Raw genomic sequence first — 20,912 nt, 5'->3', positions numbered from 1 at the left:
ATCACCCGTAGATCTCCCTAAGCTTCTCTATCGCACCCTTCGTCCATATGGTGAGCCTTCCCGGATGGGTACCCGGGGCGAGCAGCTCGGCGCTGAGGTTCTCGACGGTGACGACATCAACACCCGGGTGGTTCCTCGCTCCCTGAACGATGCCCTCGTTCTTGGCAACGACGATGAGCGGCCCCTTGGCCTTCTTGTAGCGCCTTCCGCGCATCTTACCCTTACCGGCCCTTATCTTGGTGTTCCTCTTTGCCCTCTCGATGTCGTCCCAGACGCCGAGCTTCTTGAATATCTCCCTGGTCTGTGCCGTTTTGAAGACCTTCTCAAGGTCATCAACGACAACGAGCGGAACTTGCGGAACGTTGTCTATAACGTGCCCCCTGGCCCTGACGAGGTCGTAGTTGGCCGTTGCAGCAATGGCACTCATTATAGCCAGCCTGCGCTCCTTCTTGTTGATGTCCTCCCAGATGATCTTCTCGACCTTCGGCGGGTGGGTTCTCCTTCCACCGACGGCGAAGGGGACGAAGGCGGCAAACCTCGGTGAGGTCTTTATCCTCTCAACCCTGGCCATGCCGTGGCCCTTTCCGATGTTCTCGGTGACGCGCCTCTTACCGGCCTGCGGGTCCCTGCCCTGCGGCTGTATCCTGTGGGTCCATGAAGCGATGACGGCCCTCCTTATGAGGTCGGGCCTGTAAGGCGTAGCAAAGACCTTGGGAAGCTCGATCTCCTCCACAGGCTCGCCTTCGAGATTGAAAACCTTAACCTTCATCTATCTCACCTCACTGCTTGGACTCCCTACTGACGTAGGTTATCTGCGGCCTCTCAACGGGCGGCCTCTTCTTCGGTGCCCTTATGGCCGGCCTGACCCTGACGATCCTCTTGAAGGAACCCGGCACGGTTCCCTGTATCATGAGGAAGTCGCTCCTTATGATTCCGTAGTGCGGGAAGCCACCCTTCGGGGTTATCTCGACCTCGTGCTTCTCATCGAGCTTGAGCTTGCCGTTCTCACCTATCGCTATGAGCCTCTTGTTGAACTCGGTCCTGTGGTGGAAGCCCATCTGACCGGCCTGCGGGACGGTCCACATGACCCTGGTCGGGTGCCACGGGCCGAGGTTACCGATGTGCCTGCCCTTTCCAGCACGCTGGGCCTTGTGGAACTGTATCTTGACGCCCCATCTCTTGACCGGGCCCTGAGTTCCCTTGCCCTTGGTGACGGCTATGACGTCGAGGAGCTCACCCTCGTGGAGAACCTCACTTGCCCTTATCTCCCTGCCGATCTTCTCTTTGGCGTACTCGAACTTGGCCTTGACGTCGTCGCCGCCGATGGCGTACTCCATAACCTCCGGCTTCTTCTTGAGCTTGATGAGCCACGGCTGGGTGTGGACGAGGAGCCTGACATCAACTATCTCGCCGTCGTTGACGAGGTCCTCGAGCTGGCCGAGCTTGGCCTTGAAGGCATCTTCGCCATAGTCCTTCGGCAGGGTCTTTATGCGCCTCTTGACGTGGTCGTTCAGCTCGTGGAACCAGACCTCAGTGGCGGTCTCGAGGCCGAGATAGCCCTGCCTGTAGGCCCTGATGCCGTAGACGAAGAGCGGCGGGACTTCCACGATAGTGACCGGCATGAAGATCTCCTTGCCCTTCGTGAGCCCTGGCCTGTCGTCTATCATGAGGACGTGGGTCATACCGGCCTTGTAGCCGGCGAAGCCCAGCATCCTGACCTCGCTGTCCTTCGGCCACTTCCTGATTCTCGGGACTATGCTCTTAGCCCTCTTTCTCGGGGAGTAAGCCAGTGAACCTCTCCTTGGCCTGTGTATTTTTCCCATCTCAATCCCTCCTTATGAGATTAAACACCGCGAGAGTCGCGAGGAGCGCCTCCTCGGTGCGGACGGTAGCTGTCCGCTGATTTGGAACCGTGTTGAGGATTAGATCAAAGTTATAATCCTCCTCGCCGAGGAGTTCTATCACGCCCTTCCTCGGTGAGCCGAAGACGAATCCGACCTCCCCCCCCAGCGGGGGAAGCTTCACCTCTCGGATGTCGCGACCCCTGCGCGAGGTCGCGATGACCAGATCCAGCCTGGCCTTTTTAAGTGTTTTCGCCAGTGACTTCCTCGTCAGGTGAACCCTGTATCCCCAGTATTCTTCCGGCTTCGATGGTATCACTCTGAGCGGCCTTACCGAGACGATCCTGAACGTTGCGCGCCCTTCGACGTCCCCCTCGACCATCGCGAGGTCGTCGAGGCCGATGTCCGCGTAGACCCTGCGCCCCTTCCTGAAGGCGAAGCCCTCGCGGATCTCGCCGACCTTTGGCTTTCCCTTGAGCTTGTGGTGCGGCGTTCTGAGCGGCGGGATGACGCCGACGTACTTGAGCTCCGGCATCAGCGGGAACAGCCTTTTGCGGAGGTACTGGGGCGTTTCCGCGTATTCGAGGATGGTTTTGATGAACCTGCCGTCCCTGCCGCCGGCCCTGTAGATCCAGACGTGCTCGACGCCGAAGATTGCACAGGCCCTGGCTATCTGCCCGACTTTGTAGGTTCTGATCTTCGGGTCGTCGCTCTCTTCGAGGAGCGAATCCGGAATGAAGACGTGCCAGGCCATTTTTCCGTCATCCTTCGCTATGATCACTTCAACGCTGAACTGGGGTCTATGGAGAGTATTTAAAAGGCTTTCGAAGGCTGCAACCCTTTTTTGGTCTGGAAGGTATGCAACTTTTTTGCAAACGAAAGACAAGGGGGCTCCGCCCCCTTATCTCTCTGTGCTCTCAAACCCCCGAAGTGGGGCTTCCCCCACGGAAAGAAACTTTGCCTTCGCAAAGTTTCATCAAAGTTTGCACGTGCTTTTCACGCGCTTTACTTCCAATGTCTTTCACACTCAAACTGACTTTTTAAATGGGGTTTACTTTCCATAGCGCCCGAAGGGCGCGAAGGAGATAAACCCGGTAGATATCGGCCATCTTACTCGAAAAAGCCCACTAAAACGCCCTCTCCTACAAAGCACGTACGAACTGCTCCAAGACAATTAAATGGAGTCAAAACCATTTGGTCAACCTTTGCGCAAGCAAAGGTTGCTGGGGGGCTAACGCCCCACTCCCCCCAATCGGCCCTTGCTTACGCAAGTGCCGCTTTCACTATCATCCAAGCGTCCTTAACGGATGGTGGAAAATTTGTATGCGATATTGATGTGCTAATTTTAGGAAGGGTCATCCTTTAGACGGTATGCTTACAAGTTTTATCCCCCATGCCTGTGCAAAGATGCTTGTGCCCAACCGGAAAGATGCCCAACTTGCGGGGGTACAAGTAACTTGTAGGGGTGCAAGTTGATTGACCTCCCAAAAACAGTCCGAAATTCCAGACAAAAATTTGGGAGGCCTTCAGGGAGCTCTAAAGCCCCTCAGAGCTTCTTTATCTCCTCTATCCTGCGGAACTCTCCCCGCTTTATGATCTCGACCGCGAAGGCAACGAGGCCGATTTTCTGGAGGTTCTCAGCTGTGAGCTCTTCCTTGAAAGCTCTTCGAGCATCGGGGTTAGTTTTTCAAGGGCTTTTTCCTTGGCGCTCTCAGAGTAGTCGGCGAACTCTAAAGCTTGGAGGATAGAGAGGACTTCGAGTTTAGCATCCTCGGGCAAACTTTTCGTCCTCGGCTCTGCCTCCATCTGCTTCTGAACCTGCTTGAACTTGGCGGGGGGTTTCTTCTCTATCTTCTTCCCGCTGATCTCCGCCAAGAACTGACGGAACTCTTTGTTCGTTTCTATTCCCTTTATAATGTATTGGTGTTCGTCGATCGTGCTGCTGATGATTTCATGGGTGGGGTTCATATACGCTTCCTTTACGAGGCTTTCTACGACCGGTTTTGCTCTTCTAAATGCTTCCTCTACTCTTTTTCTATCAACGTGAATGCCTACTTTCGCTAGCTCATTCACCAGTGTTTCCGCAATCTTTGGGATATTGTCGTCTGCGGCGAACTCGTTGAATGGTTTGACCAAGTACGCCTCTTCTAGGGCGTCCGGAGCGATCCCGCTTTCCACCGCACCTAAACTTGCTGCGTAGATGTCTTCTACTGTTGCGTGTTTCTTAATCGCCTTTTTAGATACCTCGCCCAGTTTATATGCATCTATGCGGGCAAGCCTGAACGCGTCCTCGTGCTCCTTGATTATCTTCAACATCGCTAATTGAAACAGGAGGTGGTATTTCAGGGCATCTTGTGCCGACGGCGCGACGTACTTCTTTAGATCTCCTGATTCTAACACTTCCGATGTGAATTTAGTAGTGTGTGTTCAAGAGCCAGGTTTAAGAGGGTTGGATCCATGAAGATCGAATCTTTGATGATTCGCTGCGCTCTGGGGTGGTAGAGTGTTACTCTTGGATGTACTTTCCCGTACAAAGCTCTCTCTATCTCAACCTCTTTTCTTGGGAACTTTCTTACCACCTTCTTGACTTTATCCTTTCTAACTAGCCCCACTACCAACTATCACACCTCCACACTCATTTTATACGATGTAAAAGCAATGGACAAACCCAATGCAATAATTTCATGCTAACCTTACATTAATTTATCGAAATCCCTCAAATCCCAGACGTAATAGCCCTCCTCCCTTAACCTCGCTTTTTCCCCAATACTCTTCGCCACCAGCCCGTAAAACTTCTCCCAGCCTTCCAATCCAACCAATTCAGCTTTCCTCTCCAGGTCCTTAAGGATTCCCCTCGCTTCCCTCTCGCTAAGGCTTTTCCACTTCACCTCGACAAAGAGGGCTTTTTTCTCCCGCTCGTTCAACGCAACCAAATCAATCTCCTCGTTCTTATGCCACCAGCGACCGATTTTTGTGAAGCGAAACGGAAGTTTTCCTGCCCTGTTGAGCTCAACCAGAAACTGTCTGGCTATATCCTCAAAGACAAAGCCCAGGTAGTCGTTGAACTCGCCCTTTATCTCCTTCACCACGTCGAAGCCCATCTCTATCTCGTCCCGCCTTGGGAAGACGAAACGGAACCAGAAGTTGAAGAGGTTATCGTTTATCCTGTAAACCGTTCGCCCCTTTCCCACGACTGGCCTCTCCTCACTGATGTAGCCCATCTCCTCCAGAACGTTGAGGTACTTGCCGAGGCTCTTGGTCTCTATCCTGGCTTTATCCGCTATCTGGCCAAAGCGCGTGTAGCCGAGCGCTATGGCACGAAGAATCGAGAAGTACCTCGAAACGTCCCTGAGTTCTTCCTTAAGGAGGTATTTGGGCTCGTCGTAGTACTTCGCCCCCTTCGAGAGGATTAGTGTTCTAATGTTGTCCCAGAAGTCTTTCTCCGGGTTATAGTCTACCCAGTACTGGGGAACTCCGCCGAAGATCGCATAGACATTAACAGCAGTCTTTAGGCCAATTGGATGGAATTCGAGCAGGTCGAAGAAGCCTATCTCATTTACCTTCCAGGCTCCAGTCCTTCTGCCGTATATCGGCGACTTCGCCGAGAGAATCCCCTCCATGAACGAAACGAGCGAACCACAGAGGATCAGCATTATCCTCGTGTTGGACAGGTGCAGGTCCCAGTACTTCTGGAGCGTGCTTAGAAAACCCTTGTCGGCTTTGGCTAGATACTGAACCTCGTCAATCACAACCACGAGCCTATCGGAGGTCTTTCCAGCCAGATAAGTGAAGAAGGCCCCCCAGCTTCGCATCGGGTTCTCCCTCAGGAAGGGGTCGTTGAAGTAATCTGCCAGCCTCAACGAGAAGTCCTCAAGGTTTGTCTCGTTCTCTTCAGCCAAAAGGTAAACCCCTCCGACTTCTTCAAGGAACTTTCGCAGGAGATACGTCTTCCCAATCCTCCTCCGCCCGTAGAGGATTATCAGCTCGGCCCTTCCCGAGCGATATCTCTCCCTGAGGAAGTTTAGCTCCGCCTTTCTGTCAACGAACTTACTCGTGAGTATCATACTCGTGAGTAGGTTTTTGGACTTATAAGCCTTTCGAAGTCTTCAAACGGCCAACGAGTGATAACCGCGGTTATCATAATGGCGATTATCATTCCCAGCGAATTTAAAAGAAAGCTCATACCTCAAAAACAAAGCGAGAGAAACCTCAATCCACGAACGCCAGCCCGTTCCAAAGCTCCCGCATTTCCCTCGTCGCGTCCGGGTAAACCCGCTTGAAGGTTATCCTCCAGTAGCCGTTCTTGAGGTCTTCGATGTCCTCGATGTGGATTTTCACGCCGAGCCTCTCGAAGTGGGTCACCATTTTATGGGCGGTGCTTATGTTCTTCACCCTCACCGTGAAGACCTCCTCGACCTCACCGCCGTGCGCCACTTCGTGGATGCTCTCGACGAAGGGCCTCAGCAGGGCCTTTCCGAGGGCCTTGGCGTACTCGTCGAATTCCTCACCCTTAACGTGCTTTTCAGCGAGATAGAAGGCGAGCCTCTTTATCCTCCCCATGAAGTAGCCGTGGGGAAGGTCGAAGAAGACGTGCGAGCCGATCCTGATGTCGTTGATGTTGGCGTAGGGTGTCACGTACTTCGCTATCCTCTTCATGTCGGGGGTCTTCATGACAACCCCCTCTCTTCTCTCCTCGCTGAGCTTTTCTACGAGGTCGTAGAGGTCGTCCAGACGGGAGCGGTCGAAGAGGCCGAAGCGCTTAACCTGCGGAATTCCATACTCTTCAGCCAGTTTATAACGCTCCTCCACAGGCAGGCTCTTTCCGGTTCCCTTCTCCTGGATATCGAAGAGGAAGAACCGGATGTCCTCCTTCACGTAGGGCGGTCCCTCGACTATGTAGGGGCTCTCCGGCCCGGCCATCTCCCCCGCCAGGACTAGGTTGGGGTAGTCCCTGAAGAACTCGAAGTCCAAGAAGTCCCCTATCCTCTCGGTCGTGAAGGGGCAGACGAAGCCGCCGCGGGTGAGGGCGAGGACCTTATCCCCGACCTTAACGACGCGGACATTGTAGCCGTCCACCTTCTCCTCGACGTAGAAGGGCTTGTTTTTGAAGACCCTCTTTATCCCGTTCTCCAGCTGGACGACGCGCTTTATGTGGGGAAAGCCGATGACGGCTTCTCCGTTCTCGAAGACCACCGTCCCCCTGCGGAAGCCCTTGGCGGAATCGCGGAAGCGGACGTACCTGACGCCCTCGAACTCGTCTTCAACGATTCCCCCCTTCCCCTCCAGAACGAGAAGCCTGTCCTCGGGAACGCCGATCTTGCGGAGTACCCTCATGAAGTGAGAGCTTACCATCTTCCCACCAGCGAGAATAGGACGGCATCGTTAATAATCATTATGAGTATACGACAAGAGGGCAACCAAAGGTCACGTGAGAAACGCACAAAAGGTAGTGAGAGAGCCCAAAGGGCTCGCGAAATCAGCGCTTCATGGTGGAGAGAACCTTTGTCGTAACGTCGTTGCCTTCCTTGTCGTAGATCCTGTAGTAGGCTGAGTAGGGAAGCTTCATCTTGGCCCTGTGCATCGCACCGAGGGCGAACTTAAGGTGGTTCTCGTTGACCCAGACGGTGATGATCTTCTGATCCTTCTTAACCCTCGCGGCAAGTCCGATGGGCTTTCCGAAGGGTCTGCGCATACCGTTTCCGTAACGGTCTGCCTTCCTTCCAGTTGCCATCGGGTTCTCCCTGAGGACCTGGAACGGGTAGACCCTGATCTTGAAGTGGTAGTTGCTCCTACCGACGTTCTTCTGGAGGTACCTGTTGACCTGTATACGAATCGCCTCGAGGGCGTTCTGCCTTATCTGCATGGCCTGCTCGGCGTGAAGGCTGACCTCGTACTGGAACTCGGCGGAGAGGTTGCCCATGTCGAATATCGTTATCTTCGGTCCCGGGGCACCGCGTATGTACTCCCTTCTCGTGTAAGCGGGCTTATCAACGTCCCTATCAATCTTGGCTGGCCTTAGTCCCATAATCTCACCTCCAAATGAGCGTAAGCTAAGCCTAAACTTAGCTTGCCCTCGCTTTTATAAAAGTTTTGGAGCGTCCCCACAGTGGGCCTTACTTCACCCTACCCTTAAGCTTAGCGGTCTCCCAGAGGAGCAGGAGGGAGACTGGGGTGAAGGTCAGCAGGGCTAGGTTGAGGGTAACCGTCACGTGAACCTCTCCCAGCGAGTAGGCGAAGCCAAAGAGCATCCCCCCAAGGAACGTGGACAGGTTCTGGACGCCGTTCACTCCGCCTATGGCCAGGGAGGAGCGGTGGTAGGAAGCGAGGACTTTCCTCGAAATTGGCCTGAAGCTCTGAAAGGCGAAGAGGGCCAAGAATATCCCGAGGAACACCGTCGGGGCGGTCTTCACCGCGGCAAGGAGCGGGGAAACGGCAGCCAAAAGAGCGGTCAGGGCAACGGTCCTCCCCTCGCTCCTGACGTCTGCGAGCCACGAGGCGAAGTAGCTCAGCAGAGCTGCCAGAAAGCCGGCCCAGCCTATCAGTGTGGCGGTGGTCGCTTTGTCCAGCCCGAGAGCCTCAGACACGTAGACGTAGGTTATCTCGCCCGAGGTGAAGGCGACTATGACTGCCATGAGAGAGGCGATTATGAGGACGCGTTTTGGATCGAGGCTCGGCTTTTCGCCGTTGGGGGTTTTCTTCCTCTTGGGCGTTATCCTCCCATAGAGGAGGACGTAGCTCGCCACCATTATCAGGCCCGTGAGGAGGAAGAAAGCCGAGGATATCCACATCTGACCCGAAAGGCCCCAGCCGGCGGTGTAAGCGTAGACGTAGTTTCCAAGGAGCGAGGCTATGCTACCGAAGAAGAAGTATATCGCCGTGACCCTCGCCCTTATCTCCTTCGGCGTGGCCACGGCTATGACGAACTGGGCCATCGGCCAGCTCAGTCCATTTAGAAAGCCGTTGAGGAGCTTTATTCCAGCCACCTGAACCCACGTAGAAGTCAATGGATATAGCTGCACCGCGAGGGCGTTTCCCATCATCGCCAGAGCACCGATGTAGACGAGCTTTTTACCCCTCTCAAGCATCAGGCCCCCCAGAACCGAGGAAAAGGCCCTCGCGAGGACGAAGGACATCGAGACGATTGAAACGGACAGCATGCTCGCCTTGAGGATGTCACGGGTGTAGAACGCTATCGCGGGAGTGGCGAGGCGGAAGGCTATCGTGCCGGTGAAGGCAGAGATTACGAGAAGGACTATTCCAGCCAGTCTGGAGCGCTCCATTAGACCACCCTCTGAACGTTAGTGCGGAGTTTTAAAAAGTATCGGTCGGACTGAAAACTTTTCATTTATTGGGCATCAGGAAGGAAAAAGCTTCAAAAACCGACCCCTTAGCCTAAGAGAACCCTTTTATAGATCCCGCCGCAACTCCCGCCGAGGTGATGTTGATGGAGCTGAGGTTCGACATGCAGTACGAGGACGCTTATAGGGAGGTTTACGAGCTCGTCAAGCCGAAGTACAAGCTCTTCACTGCCGGCCCGGTCGCCTGCTTCCCAGAGGTTCTTGCGATAATGAGCGTCCAGATGTTCAGCCACCGCTCGGCTGAGGCCAAGGAGGTTCACGTCGACACACTCAACAGGCTCAAAGCTTTTCTCGAGGCCGATAAGGGCGAGGTAATCCTCTTCCCGAGCTCTGGAACCGGCTTCATGGAGGCCGCGGTTAGAAACACCGTCCCGCGCGGCGGAAAGGTTCTGGTTACGGTCATAGGTGCCTTCGGAAAGCGCTTCGCCGACGTCGTCAGGGCCAACGGAAGGGAGGCCGTTGTCCTTGAGAAGGAGCCCGGATACGCCGTAAAGCCGGAGGAGCTCGACGAGGCTTTGAGGAAGAACCCGGACGTCCACGCCGTTACCATAACCTACAACGAGACCTCAACCGGCGTTCTCAACCCGCTCCCAGAGCTTGCAAAGGTCGTCCACGAGCACGACAAGCTCCTCTTCGTCGATGCCGTCTCTGCCATGGGCGGTGCCGACATAAAGTTCGACGAGTGGGGCATTGATTTGGTCTTCGCGAGCAGCCAGAAGGCCTTTGGTGTTCCACCGGGATTGGCAGTTGCTGCCATCAGCGAGCGCGTCTTTGAGATAGCCGAGAAGATGCCCGAGCGCGGCTGGTACTTCGACCTTCCGCTCTACAAGAAGTTCAACGAGAAGAAAAAGGGAACTCCCTCAACCCCGCCGCTCCCACAGATATTCGGCCTCAACGTCGTTCTGAGGATAATCGAGAAGATGGGCGGGAAGAAGGAATGGCTCGGCATGTACAGGAAGAGGAGCGAGACCATACGCGAGGGTGTCAAGGAGATGGGCCTCGGAATTCTGGCCGAGCCCGGCTACGAGAGCCCAACGATTACGGCCGTCGTCGTCCCAGAGGGGATGAAGGGCGTCGACGTCTACAACGCCATGCGCGAGCGCGGCTTCGAGCTGGCCAAGGGCTACGGGAGCGTGGCTGAGAAGACCTTCAGGATTGGGAACATGGGCTACATGACCTTCGAGGACATTGAAGACATGCTCGCCAACCTCAGGGAAGTTATAGAAAAGCTTAAGGGCTGATGCTTCCCTTACCACTTTTTAGTGAGAGAGATGGCATCAAAGAAGAAGGCAGCTTTAGTGGCGACGTGGCTCCTCCTGAACCTTCTCGTCTTCTGGTTCGTTGGCCTCGCCTCCAGCGGCTATTCCCTCGAGGGCTACCTGCCGGGGCAGGGCGAGAAGGTCGATAGGTACACCCCGATAGTCTACGCCAAGCCCAACGATATGCCCCAGGGGATACTCTACATGGTCGATTACGACGGAACGATCCAGTACTACATAGTTTGGGAGGACGAGTACTTCAGCAACTCGGTTATAGACAAGCTCTACCGCTTTTTCAGGGGGCTTGTCTACAGCGGGGCAACCCAGGACATAGAGGTCGTTAAGGTGAACCCCAGCGACGGGACGTTCTACTTCCAGACGAAGGGCCACGTTGACGTTCACGGAAAACTGCTCCCCAGCGGAAAATGCCTCTGGATCGAGAGGAACGTAACGGTTCCAAACTGCGCCGAGAACGGGACCCACATCAGGGTCTACGTGATCACCTGGAACCACATGCTCTCACTCCAGTCTGAAAACGGAACCGTGAAGACCGAGCTGAGGATGAAGCACATGACCCCCGAAGACTACGTTTTTCTCGGGATGTTCAGGAGAACCCAGTACAGCATGGCGGGGATAACGGTTAACTCGCTCACCATAGCTGTCCTAGCGACCCTTGCCTTTAACGGGATCCTATACTTGAGCTGGAGGCTCGTCAGATCTAGAAGAGCGAGAAGAGACAGGAAAAAATAATCACCCCATTGCCTCAAGCTCGCCGTCCCTGACGCGGTATATCCTGTTTATGCTCTTCTTCCCGGTTCTCCACTCCCTCTTGAGCTCGACGACCACGTCGAACTTGTCGAAGGTCTCCCCGCTTATCCTGAGCCAGTGCTTCACCTCGTCCTTTATGTCGTCGGTGAGCGCGAGGGAGGTCACTATGAAGGCGTAGTCGTCTATGAGCTCCCGGAAGACCCTGGCGACGTCTATCGTGTGGAGCGTGTCGATGACGACGTAGTCCGGGTTTATCTGCCGTATCTTGGCTATAACATCGGAGGTGCGCTTCTCAAGCGGTTGGCTGTCGAACTGGGTGTCTATGACGACCACGTTGGGCTTAAAGGGTTTGAACTCGCCGTAGGCAGTAACAACGGCCACCTTCCAGTCGTCGGGGATGAAGTGCATCAAAGCCTCGACGAGCTTCGTCTTTCCGGAGCGGCTTGAGCCAACGACGAGAACGTCCTTCCTGTTCAGGATCTCCCCCTTCAGAACCTCAAGCTGCTCCTCGGTAGCGGAGCCGTAGCGGACTAGATCCTCCGGCGTGAATATGTAGACCCCCACTTTTTACCACCGTATAAGGTTCTCGGCGGGCGTTATAACGCTATCGATTTGAGGAGACGATAAACGTCAACCTGCATCCAAAATTTAGTCATTTATTCAAGAAATACACTTTTTAAATGTCATATTTTGTCCAAAATCCAAATTTCTTTGCACAAGAGCCATAAAGGGGAAGCCCCGTGACAATAATCAGGTGATTGACATGAACGCTCTCCAAATCGTGACCAGGAAAATTGAACCAGTAATGGAAGTTCAGACGAGGGTCATTGACTATATGACGAGATACATGGTGGGCAGGGGCTTCAAGTGGATGCTCCCAGTGATGCTCAGCTCGATAACCGACCCCCTGTGGCCGGATCCAGCGGCGGAGGATGCCCTGAAGCCGCCCGAGGTCGAGGTCTACGGGGAAAGGCTCAGACTGACCCACAGCATGATACTCCACAAGCAGATGGCAATCGCGATGGGGATAGACAGGCTCTTCGTCCTCTCTCCCAACATAAGGCTGGAGGGGAGGAGTGCCGACGACGGAAGGCACGCCTACGAGTTCACCCAGCTCGACTTCGAGATCGCCGGCGCGAGCATGGACGACGTTATGGGCCTCATTGAGGGGCTCATCAGCGGTCTCTTCAGGGAGGCGAGGAGCTGGGGGCTCGAAAGGGAGGTGCCCAAGGTAAGACCGCCCTTCAAGCGCTTCACGCTGGAGGAGATAAAGGAGGAATTCGGAAGCGAGGAAGAGGCCAGCAGACTCATGGATGAACCTTTCTGGATAACGGACATCGAGAGGGAGTTCTACGACAGGGAAGACCCCGAGAGGCCTGGCCACTTCAGGAACTACGACCTCTATCTTCCGGAAGGCTACGGCGAGGTTTCCAGCGGCGGAGAGAGGGAGTGGGAGTACGAGGTGATAGTTAGGAAAATGAGGAGGGCAGGAATAAGCCTCGATGCATTCAGACCGTATCTGGAGGTGGCAAAGGCTGGCCTGTTGAGACCCAGCGCGGGAGCGGGAATCGGCGTCGAGCGCTTAGTTCGTTACATGGTCGGGGCGAAGCACATAGCGGAAGTTCAGCCCTTCCCGAGGGTTCCCGGGATTCCGGCGGTTATCTGATCACGATCCCTCTCTTCTTTCCTAAATTCTTTAAGGGGGGAAGCTCCAGTTACTCAGGGGATTCCAATGAGGAGAAGCCTGTTTCCAGCCCTGGGAAGGTTCAGGGCATACCTGAACACCGCCAGCCTCGGCCTCATGCCGGGGAGTGCCCTCCAGAGGGTCAACGAGCTTCTAACGGACGTCATCGGGTTCGAGGGCGAGGTCAATTCGGTGGACTACATGAACCCGACTTTCCTCGAACCAACGCTCAGGGAGGCGGCGAAGCTCATGAGGGTTGATGTGGAGAACGTGAGCCTCTCGATCCAGACCACAGAGGGGCTGAGGAGGCTGCTATTCTCAATGGAGCCGCGGAAGGGACAGAACCTAGTCTCGCTCGACACCGAGTTCCCAACCTTACCAGCGCTCCTGAAGAGCTACGCCGAGAGGTTTGGCCTCGAACTCAGGGTGGTGAAGAACGAAAACGGCCTCCACCCTCTGGAGGAGATTGAAAGGTCTATAGACGACAACACCCTTGCCGTAGTTCTAAGCTCCGTCAACTGGGTCACCGGCGAGAGAATCAACCTGCGGGAGCTTTCCAGAGCTGCCCACGAACACGGGGCGTGGCTCATAGTTGATGCAGTCCAGCACCTCGGCTCCCTAAGGCTCTACCCGGAGAAAGAGGGGGTAGACGCTCTCGCAGCCGGCGGTGAGAAGTGGCTCCTGAGCCCGGACACAGGTGCAGGCCTGATCTACGCCTCGGACGAGTTCTTGGAGAAGGCGAAGCCGATAACCGGCCTTCTCAACATGGAGCCTCCAACTGGAGACTGGGGAAGCTGGTGGGGGCTGCCGGATAAAGACCCCTGGGGAGAGCTCAGGCCAAAGAGGGGCCTGAAGAGGCTTGCCTTCGGCGGCGGGCCGCCTTATCTTATCGCCGCAGCCTTCAGGGCCTCGCTGGAGCTGATAAACGGGATTGGGATAGAGAAGATAGAGCGCCACAACCTGAAGCTCGCAGAGCGGATAAGGGACGAGGTTCTGAGTGCGGGGCTTGGGGCCTTCGGCGGAAACTCCGCGATAGTGACCGTAAAAACCGGCCTGAGCTACGAAGGGGAGGAAGAAGTATACAGAAGGCTCTCCGAGAGGGGAATAGCCGTAAGCCACCGCGGCGTTCTCGGCCACTACGGGATAAGGGTCTCGCCGCACCTCTACAACACAATGGAGGACGTTGAACTATTCCTAGAGGAGCTGTTCAGGGCTATGGACCAGTGAGCTGGCCAAGCGCTTCCATTTTCACTTCACGCTCCGATGAATGCGAAGTCGGAACGTTCTGCCACCCCTAACCTGGGCATCGGTTCCACAAAACGTTTATATCCTGGGAAAGAAAAACAGCAGAAGGTGAGAATATGGGCTGGAAAAACGCAGGGGACATCGTAGGAAGTGTTCTTCCCGGAGAGACCGTGCTCCTGGAGTACGTCCCATCCTACGTGCCCGACTTCACCCTGAAGTTCTTCGTGGACTACTCCCGCTCAACGGACATACCCCTCCTGATCGACGACAACTTCGACACGCTCCATACACTCAAGACTCACCTCGAGAAGCTCGGGGTGGAGATCGACCTCCGGGACGTCCCAGTCGTTAAGACAGGAGGAAAGAAAAGGGTGGGAAACGTTCTGGCGACGGTGCGATTCCACCCTGATCCAAGGGTGTACATCAGGGAGTACGAGAGGGCGCTGAAACCCCTGCTGGCCAAGGTGCAGGACAAGCCCTTCATAAACCTGGCCGTTGGTGTCGAGCACCTGTTTCTGCTGTCGGGGAGCGTGACGGATTCCTACTCGATAATCCTGACGATGCAGAAGTTCGTTGGGAACACAAGACGGAGGGCCTTCTACCTGATAAATAGGGGCCTCCTCCGTGGCATAAGGCCCGGAATACTCCACGAGCTAGAGAGGGTGGCGACAACCATAATGGACATGGAGCCCATGCCAACGGGGGTCAAGATAAGGATACTGAAGAGCCCCCTGCTCGACAACATGGGCAGGACCACGATCGTAGACGTTGGGGGTGAGGTCGTTGGAAGAGCTTGAGGTACCCCAGGAAGTCCTCGCCGACGTCGGCAACATCCTCGACAGAATAAGGCCCGGCGGGATGACCCTCATCGAGAACGAGTCCACTATTGGAGTGGAGCTGGCGCTCTACACCCTAATCCAGTACGCGAAGAGGAAGGGTCTGAAGGTTATAGTCGAGGACGTCCTGGACGTTCTGAGCATCTACATAAAACACCTGAGGATGATGGGCCTCGACGTTGACGTCGATTCAATAGACGTGATAAAGATCGGCGGCTCCGAGGAGTGCGGGAACGTGGTGAGGAAGATCGACCCCTCCGAGGATCCCGCGGTCTACACCAAGAAGGTCGATTCCATCCTCAACAAAGAGAAAGGGAAGGTGCTCCACATCAGCCTTGGCCTCGAGAGGTATCTGGCTTTCCAGCGGGACTTCGGCTCAATCTACAACCTCGTCAGCGCGATAAAGGCCAACCTCGGGCTCGACGACAGGTTCAACGTCTACATAGTCGAGGTTCCAATCCTCAGGGGCCTCGAGCTGGATCCCCTTCCCCTCCTCGAGGATATAGCCACGTCCGTTGTCTACCTCAAGGACGTGGAGGGCTACATCTGGGTAAGGTTTAGAAAATCCGTCTTCACCCTTGTGTACGGGGTAAACAGGACCGTCCTCTCTCCAAAAGACGTGATAGAGTGGGCCAAAGGAATCGCGGGGGAGAAAGAATGAAGTTCCTAGGTTTCCTCAGAAGGAAAGTCCCCGAGAAAGAGACCATAGAGGTCGTCTCCAGAAGTCCGGTGGGGCGTTTCAGGGTGAGCAAAATCCTCCGGGTTATGGGAAGGCAGGTGCTAATAGGGGAGGTTCTCGAGGGGGTTGTTTACCCCGCCTACAAGGTAAAGGCCGGAAAGAGGGCCGCCCTCGTCTACCGCATCGAGAAGGAGCACCGGAAGGTCGAGTTTGCGGCTCCCGGGGATAGAGTTGCGCTCATCCTTGAGGGTGAGGTAGAGGCAAAGGCTGGAGAGGAAATCGAGGTCTACCAGTCGTGAGGTGATGGCATGATAATCTGGGACGACCACTTCCACGTTGATCCATATCATGGGCTCTTCCTCGAGGCGGTGAAGGAGTTCCACAGAGCGGGAGGAACCCATCTGGTAGTCGTCTACAAAACGGCCCACGACTACGGCTTTCCGGGATTGAAAGCAGAGGACTTCATGGAGGCGATGGACTTTCACATCGAGCTCGTTGAGAGGATAAACAGGGAGACGCCGGTGAAGGCCTACGCCGTCGTTGGCGTCCACCCGGCCGAGTTTGACTATCTCGCTAGAGAGAAGGGCCTTGAATACGCCAAAAATGAGGTTATGAAGGCTTTGGAATACGCGCAGAAGCTCTGCCTCGAGGGGAAGGTGATAGGCATAGGCGAGATAGGCAGGCCGCACTACGAGGTGAGCGATGAGATCTGGAACGCCAGCATCGAGCTGATGAAGTACGGGATGGCTCTGGCAAAAGAATCCGACTGCGCCGTCCAGCTCCATACCGAGAGCTTCGACGAGGAGAAGTTCAGAGAACTCGGGGAATACGTTAAGGAGGTCGGCATAAAGCCCTACAAGGTCGTCAAGCACTTCTCGCCGCCGCTGGTTAAGGTGGCCGAAGAGGTCGGCGTCTTCCCGAGCATAATAGCCAGCAGGGAGAACATAAGGGCCGCGATAGAGCAGGGAAACAGGTTCATGATGGAAACGGATTACATAGACGACAGGAGAAGGCCCGGAGCCGTTTTAGGACCGAAGACTGTTCCAAAGAGGACGAAGGCTTTCCTGCAGAATGGCATCTTCACGGAGGAGGACGTCTACAAGATTCACGTGGAGAACCCGAGAAAGGTTTACGGGGTTGAAGTGGAGGAGTAGAGGGGCTTTCCTTCGCTCATTACCGTTTTAATGAAGCCCTCGTTTCTTCTTTTGAACTCTTTGGGCTTGATGAAGATTGGGCTAAGCTCTCATAACCCAGTATTTCTCCTTCCGCATTCCCCTCCGCTTTAGCCCCTCGAAGTGCCTCCTGGCGACCTCATAGAAGCCGCTGTCATGGAGGACTATTCCCTCCCTCATGGCATCGAGAGCTGAGGGAGAGAGGTTTTCCAGCGCCTTAAGGAACTCCACCGGGGTGTAGGCAAGTATATCAACGGGCAGGAGGTCCTCGTTGAGCTCGTAAAGCGGCTTCGTCCGCGTGAGGAAGTTTCCGGTTAATTTCCTGGAAATCACTATCAGGTCGTAGTCGCTCGCCCGGTTGTAGTCGCCCCTCGCCCTAGAGCCGAAGAGAATAATAGTGACGTCACCGTTGAAGTAGTCAACTATCCTCCCCACAAAACTCTCAATCTCAGGCGAGACGCTCTGCCGTCCTTTTGACGAAGTTGAGGACTTCCTCCGCATAATCAATCATCTCCCGGGCCACGTCCTCCGAGTAGTACTCGAAGGGGGACCCCTCCGGATAGGCATCGGGATAACGGGGCGCTATGTAGTTCCTGTCGAGCTCCATCGCCCTGTGGAACAGCTCCCTTGGAACCTCAACGCCTTCATCCCGCAGGTTTCTGAGAAGTCTCGTTATGGAGTGGCCGATGGGAGCGAAGCCCATTCCCCGAAGTAGGGCTTTAACCGCTAACTCCGCCGCCTGCTGGGCCTTGAAGCTCGCCCACTCATAGTCCTCCCCTTCCAGATCCCTGAGGGCGGAGCGAAGGGTCTTCTCCGCCTGCCTCATCCACCTATCGTACTCGCTCCACTTGAACATGGGCATCAAGGGGAATTCGGATTGGGAGTATTTAACGCCTTCGTCTTAGCCTTCCACACCTTTGGGAAGTATCGGAGGATTGCTAGTCCCTCTTCTCCGTTAGATCTCCTAGACCTTCTCAACGGGCACGTTGGAGTAAACCACGTACCTAACCCCGTCGACGACGGTCTCGCCCGACTTCCTTATCCTCCTAGAGGTCTCCCCCAGATCCAGGAGAATCGACTGGGGCGGCTTGCCCTCGATCTCAAAGGAGTACGTCAGCTCCCTCTCCTGCCTCGTCCCGTAGTCCCTGACCTCAATGGTCAGGCCATCACCACCCCTGATCACGGAGACATCGTAGGCCGGTCCAAGGGTAGCCTTTACCTTGACGAAGGCCACCGTCCTCCTAGCGCCCTCTGGGAGGAATCCTATCAGGGCGGAGAGGCCGAGAACGAAGACCACCAGCATGAGGGAGTAAGGGGGAAGGGAGAGAGAAAGGTTAGCCTCCCTGTAATAGACGAGGGTCAGGAGACCGGCCGAGAGGAGTACAAGGACGAGAGAACCCAGAACTCCGTGAAGTGCCGGATCGTAGCCCTCAACCCCCCACTCCTCAAACCTCTTAGCCCTCTCAACCGTGTCATCCAAGAGGTGGGCGAGGGGGAGGGCGATGACGAAGTAGACGAGGTAGGAGAGGTTGAGGTCCCAGGGGTGAAACTCAACGCCAAATGCGTTCATAACCCTGTTGAAGACGCCGAGGACAAGGATCGGGGGAAGTACGTAGACCCAGGACAGGAACTTGATTATCCTGGCCGTCCTACCCATGACCGAGGCAGAGACCAACAGGGCCCCAAAAACCGCCAGGAACAGGAGCCTCGGAGAAACGAAGGGCACGTATGACCCCACCAGAGACGAGGCGCCGGGAACGGCTAAAAGGGCATCGACTAAACCGAAGATGAGGGGAACGACCAGGAGAGCCTTGAGGGAGTAGGCGGTAACCTTGATCATCTTACCTCACCATCCTGATGGTTTTGGCTAGTATAGACGAGACATCGGTCCTCTTAACGTCCCACTGAAAGACGTGAGCCAGACCCCTGAGCTCGCTCTCAACGCCCATCTTCCTGAGCCTTACGAGCTCAACTTCATTCCCTTCGAACATCGAGTAGGGGAACAGGTCGAAGACTATCGCTGGAGGCCTGCCTTTGTAGTACCTCATGATGGACTTCAACGCCTGAACCAGCTCACCGGAGTGGAGCAGGTTGGAGACAACGACGACGAGCGGTGAGTACTGGATCAGAACCCTCTCGCTCCTCTTGAAGGCGTCGCTAAAGCTCTCCCCCCTCCCCTGACTTAGCTCAACCTCCATGAGCTTCTTGACGATGGCGTAGAGCTGTCTGTTGCCGGTGGAGGGCATTAGCATCTCTCCCCTGCCGACGACGTAGAGGCCGACGTTGTAGCCCCTTCTCAGGAAGTAATAAGCTAGAGATGCCACGAGCGATACGGCGTACTCCAGGGGGTTCTCCATGAAGCTGCCAACGGCCATCCCCGCTCTGGCGTCGACGTAGAACATGACCGTCTTCTTTCCTTCCCTCTCGTACTCGTTGACCAGAATATCGCCCTTCCTGGCGCTGGCCTTCCAGTTTATGAACTTAACCGGATCGCCGGGCCTGTACTCCCTTATCTCCTTGAAATCCGTAGAGATGGGCCCAGTCAGGGAGTAGCTCGTAAGGGGTATCGGTATCTGGGAGCGCGTGTTAGTGGTCCTAACCCTTCTCGGAGGCTTGACCAGGGGGAGGACGGTTACGGTGACGTTGTTTCCGGCCGGGAAAGTACCGCCCGTTCCGAACTTCAGGAGCGGCTCGACGTAGACCTCGGTCAAAGGCAGGGTGTACCTGCCCCTTCTAGGAACGCGGATTTTAAGTTCAAACTCCCTCTCGAGCTTCCTCGGGCCCTTAAAGACCGCCCAGACGTTGGAACCCGAGGTTAGTTCTACCTCAGGCGGGAGGGGCTGCCTTAGGAGGAGAAAGCCCATCCCACCTTCAACCCTGAGCCTTATCCTCACCGGGATCTCGTCACCCGGACGATAGGGGCCCTTTCCCAGGGATCTCTCCACGCTTATTCCAGAGGGCGGGCTTATGGCCAGCCCAATGGCAAGGGCAAAGAGGGGGAACAGGGAGAGGTATATTATCTCGGCTACGCCAGTGAGGGCACCGAGTATTGCTAGAGAAACGGAGGTGTAGAACAACGATCTAGCGAGCCTCAAGCTTCCTCCCCCGGCCTGAACCTCTTCGGGACTTCCACCCTCTTGAGCACTTCTTCCACTATCGCCTCGGTGGTAACGTCCTCGAAGGAGTATTCTGGCTTAAGAACCATCCTGTGGGCCAAAGCCTCGACCGCGTACATCTTAACGTCATCGGGAATTACGAAGTCCCTTCCCTCGAGCATCGCGTTGGCCTTGCTTATCTTCAGGAGCGTTAGGGCACCCCTTGGACTAGGGCCGGCCTCAACCCTCTCGTCGGCTCTAGCAGTTCTCACTATCTCCGCTATGTACCTCAGTATCTCGCGGTGGATGAAGATGGCGTTCTCGACGAAGTCCTGCATAGCTAGGAAGGTTGAGCGGTCTATAACCGGCTCCATATCAACGGTGGGATCGTCCTTGGCCCACCTTATCCTGGCCTCCAGAATGGCTATCTCGTCGTCGAGGCTCTTGGGATAACCAACGCTCATCCTGAGGGCGAAGCGGTCGAGCTGTGCCTCAGGAAGGGGGTAGGTTCCCTCGTACTCTATCGGGTTCTGCGTTGCCATTACGAAGAAGGGCCTTTCCAACGCTAGGGTTTCGCCCTCTATCGTCACCTGCCTTTCCTCCATCGCCTCAAGGAGGGCCGCCTGAGTCTTTGGTGGGGCACGGTTTATCTCGTCCGCCAGCAAAACGTTAGTGAAGATAGGCCCCTTAACGAGCTCGAACTTCCCGATGTTCTGGCGCCACACCTTGGTTCCGAGGATGTCGCTCGGCAGCAGATCCGGCGTGAACTGGACGCGCCGGTACTCAAGCCCCAGGGCCTTTCCGAAGGCTTTCGCCAGGAGGGTCTTTCCGAGGCCCGGGCGATCCTCGAAGAGGACGTTGCCGTTCACGAGCGAAGCGGCCAAGGCTTTCCTCACTACGGGCTCGTTCCCTATATAGACCTTCGAGATCTCCTTGACAACCACATCTGCCATCTTCGAGTAGGTCTTTAGCTTC

23 protein-coding genes are annotated in these 20,912 nt (G+C 55.5%); 8 read left to right on the top strand and 15 right to left on the bottom strand.

The annotated features are described in order from the left end of the window. Window position 1: 1 nt before the first annotated feature. The 9 genes from rpl4p to ACZ5AM_RS03005 all read right to left on the bottom strand — a co-directional run bounded on the left by rpl4p (window position 2) and on the right by ACZ5AM_RS03005 (window position 9,121). Window positions 2–769: a 50S ribosomal protein L4 gene (gene rpl4p, locus ACZ5AM_RS03045; protein WP_464915448.1), complete on the bottom strand. Its 768-nt coding sequence runs from the start codon at window positions 767–769 to the stop codon at window positions 2–4. A 10-nt stretch (window positions 770–779) separates the two neighbouring features. Further along, window positions 780–1,823 carry a 50S ribosomal protein L3 gene (locus tag ACZ5AM_RS03040; protein WP_464915447.1) on the bottom strand — a complete coding sequence of 348 codons (1,044 nt, stop codon included), beginning with the start codon at window positions 1,821–1,823 and terminating at the stop codon, window positions 780–782. A gap of 1 nt (window position 1,824) precedes the next feature. Then, on the bottom strand, window positions 1,825–2,595 hold the full coding sequence (locus ACZ5AM_RS03035; RefSeq protein WP_464915924.1) for a putative RNA uridine N3 methyltransferase: 771 nt from the start codon (window positions 2,593–2,595) through the stop codon (window positions 1,825–1,827). Window positions 2,596–3,431: 836 nt separating this feature from the next. Then, window positions 3,432–4,154 (bottom strand): hypothetical protein, encoded by a 723-nt coding sequence (locus tag ACZ5AM_RS03030; protein WP_464915446.1) that lies wholly within the window; start codon window positions 4,152–4,154, stop codon window positions 3,432–3,434. Between the two features lie 80 nt (window positions 4,155–4,234). Further along, window positions 4,235–4,459: a hypothetical protein gene (locus ACZ5AM_RS03025; protein WP_464915445.1), complete on the bottom strand. Its 225-nt coding sequence runs from the start codon at window positions 4,457–4,459 to the stop codon at window positions 4,235–4,237. 75 nt (window positions 4,460–4,534) lie between these two features. Next, complete coding sequence (locus tag ACZ5AM_RS03020; protein WP_464915444.1) at window positions 4,535–5,905, bottom strand: ATP-binding protein; 1,371 nt, start codon at window positions 5,903–5,905, stop codon at window positions 4,535–4,537. 145 nt (window positions 5,906–6,050) lie between these two features. Then, a complete protein-coding gene (locus tag ACZ5AM_RS03015; protein ID WP_464915443.1) occupies window positions 6,051–7,193 on the bottom strand; it encodes an RNA ligase in 1,143 nt (380 codons plus the stop codon). A gap of 124 nt (window positions 7,194–7,317) precedes the next feature. Next, window positions 7,318–7,866 (bottom strand): 50S ribosomal protein L16, encoded by a 549-nt coding sequence (locus ACZ5AM_RS03010; protein ID WP_464915442.1) that lies wholly within the window; start codon window positions 7,864–7,866, stop codon window positions 7,318–7,320. 88 nt (window positions 7,867–7,954) lie between these two features. Beyond that, complete coding sequence (locus ACZ5AM_RS03005) at window positions 7,955–9,121, bottom strand: MFS transporter (RefSeq protein WP_464915441.1); 1,167 nt, start codon at window positions 9,119–9,121, stop codon at window positions 7,955–7,957. A gap of 164 nt (window positions 9,122–9,285) precedes the next feature. Between ACZ5AM_RS03005 and ACZ5AM_RS03000 the strand changes: the two genes are divergently transcribed. Together ACZ5AM_RS03000 and ACZ5AM_RS02995 are read left to right on the top strand one after the other, a co-directional pair. After that, the gene (locus ACZ5AM_RS03000; protein ID WP_464915440.1) at window positions 9,286–10,440 is read left to right on the top strand and encodes a pyridoxal-phosphate-dependent aminotransferase family protein; all 1,155 of its coding nucleotides are present in this window, start codon (window positions 9,286–9,288) and stop codon (window positions 10,438–10,440) included. A 30-nt stretch (window positions 10,441–10,470) separates the two neighbouring features. Continuing rightward, on the top strand, window positions 10,471–11,208 hold the full coding sequence (locus tag ACZ5AM_RS02995) for a hypothetical protein (RefSeq protein ID WP_464915923.1): 738 nt from the start codon (window positions 10,471–10,473) through the stop codon (window positions 11,206–11,208). Here ACZ5AM_RS02995 and ACZ5AM_RS02990 read toward each other — a convergent pair whose 3' ends face one another. After that, window positions 11,209–11,790, bottom strand: a complete 582-nt coding sequence (locus ACZ5AM_RS02990; protein ID WP_464915439.1) for an ATPase — start codon at window positions 11,788–11,790, stop codon at window positions 11,209–11,211. It lies immediately after the preceding gene. Between the two features lie 193 nt (window positions 11,791–11,983). Between ACZ5AM_RS02990 and ACZ5AM_RS02985 the strand changes: the two genes are divergently transcribed. From ACZ5AM_RS02985 to ACZ5AM_RS02960, 6 genes are all read left to right on the top strand, one after another. Next, the gene (locus ACZ5AM_RS02985) at window positions 11,984–12,892 is read left to right on the top strand and encodes an asparagine synthetase A (RefSeq protein ID WP_464915922.1); all 909 of its coding nucleotides are present in this window, start codon (window positions 11,984–11,986) and stop codon (window positions 12,890–12,892) included. Between the two features lie 66 nt (window positions 12,893–12,958). Then, complete coding sequence (locus ACZ5AM_RS02980; protein WP_464915438.1) at window positions 12,959–14,137, top strand: aminotransferase class V-fold PLP-dependent enzyme; 1,179 nt, start codon at window positions 12,959–12,961, stop codon at window positions 14,135–14,137. 134 nt (window positions 14,138–14,271) lie between these two features. Then, a complete protein-coding gene (locus ACZ5AM_RS02975; protein WP_464915437.1) occupies window positions 14,272–14,952 on the top strand; it encodes a DUF257 family protein in 681 nt (226 codons plus the stop codon). After that, window positions 14,939–15,652: a DUF257 family protein gene (locus ACZ5AM_RS02970; RefSeq protein WP_464915436.1), complete on the top strand. Its 714-nt coding sequence runs from the start codon at window positions 14,939–14,941 to the stop codon at window positions 15,650–15,652. The genes ACZ5AM_RS02975 and ACZ5AM_RS02970 overlap by 14 nt, the downstream gene beginning before the upstream one ends. Beyond that, window positions 15,649–15,969, top strand: a complete 321-nt coding sequence (gene pbp11, locus ACZ5AM_RS02965; RefSeq protein ID WP_464915435.1) for a tRNA-binding protein Pbp11 — start codon at window positions 15,649–15,651, stop codon at window positions 15,967–15,969. The genes ACZ5AM_RS02970 and pbp11 overlap by 4 nt, the downstream gene beginning before the upstream one ends. 9 nt (window positions 15,970–15,978) lie before the next feature. Continuing rightward, a complete protein-coding gene (locus tag ACZ5AM_RS02960; RefSeq protein ID WP_464915434.1) occupies window positions 15,979–16,824 on the top strand; it encodes a TatD family hydrolase in 846 nt (281 codons plus the stop codon). Window positions 16,825–16,905: 81 nt separating this feature from the next. On the opposite strand, the gene ACZ5AM_RS02955 is transcribed toward ACZ5AM_RS02960, so the two are convergent. From ACZ5AM_RS02955 to ACZ5AM_RS02935, 5 genes are all read right to left on the bottom strand, one after another. Beyond that, window positions 16,906–17,343 (bottom strand): nucleotidyltransferase domain-containing protein, encoded by a 438-nt coding sequence (locus ACZ5AM_RS02955; protein WP_464915433.1) that lies wholly within the window; start codon window positions 17,341–17,343, stop codon window positions 16,906–16,908. After that, window positions 17,291–17,704: a HEPN domain-containing protein gene (locus ACZ5AM_RS02950; protein ID WP_464915432.1), complete on the bottom strand. Its 414-nt coding sequence runs from the start codon at window positions 17,702–17,704 to the stop codon at window positions 17,291–17,293. Before ACZ5AM_RS02950 ends, ACZ5AM_RS02955 begins: the two co-directional genes overlap by 53 nt. A gap of 102 nt (window positions 17,705–17,806) precedes the next feature. Beyond that, window positions 17,807–18,682 carry a hypothetical protein gene (locus ACZ5AM_RS02945; protein ID WP_464915431.1) on the bottom strand — a complete coding sequence of 292 codons (876 nt, stop codon included), beginning with the start codon at window positions 18,680–18,682 and terminating at the stop codon, window positions 17,807–17,809. A 1-nt stretch (window position 18,683) separates the two neighbouring features. Then, on the bottom strand, window positions 18,684–19,937 hold the full coding sequence (locus ACZ5AM_RS02940; RefSeq protein WP_464915430.1) for a DUF58 domain-containing protein: 1,254 nt from the start codon (window positions 19,935–19,937) through the stop codon (window positions 18,684–18,686). Then, the gene (locus ACZ5AM_RS02935) at window positions 19,934–20,890 is read right to left on the bottom strand and encodes an AAA family ATPase (protein ID WP_464915921.1); all 957 of its coding nucleotides are present in this window, start codon (window positions 20,888–20,890) and stop codon (window positions 19,934–19,936) included. Before ACZ5AM_RS02935 ends, ACZ5AM_RS02940 begins: the two co-directional genes overlap by 4 nt. Window positions 20,891–20,912 lie beyond the last annotated feature (22 nt).

Source organism: Thermococcus fumicolans (assembly GCF_055386755.1).
Note: the sequence above shows the minus strand (reverse complement) of the source record. Positions and strands in the feature narration are given on the sequence as shown.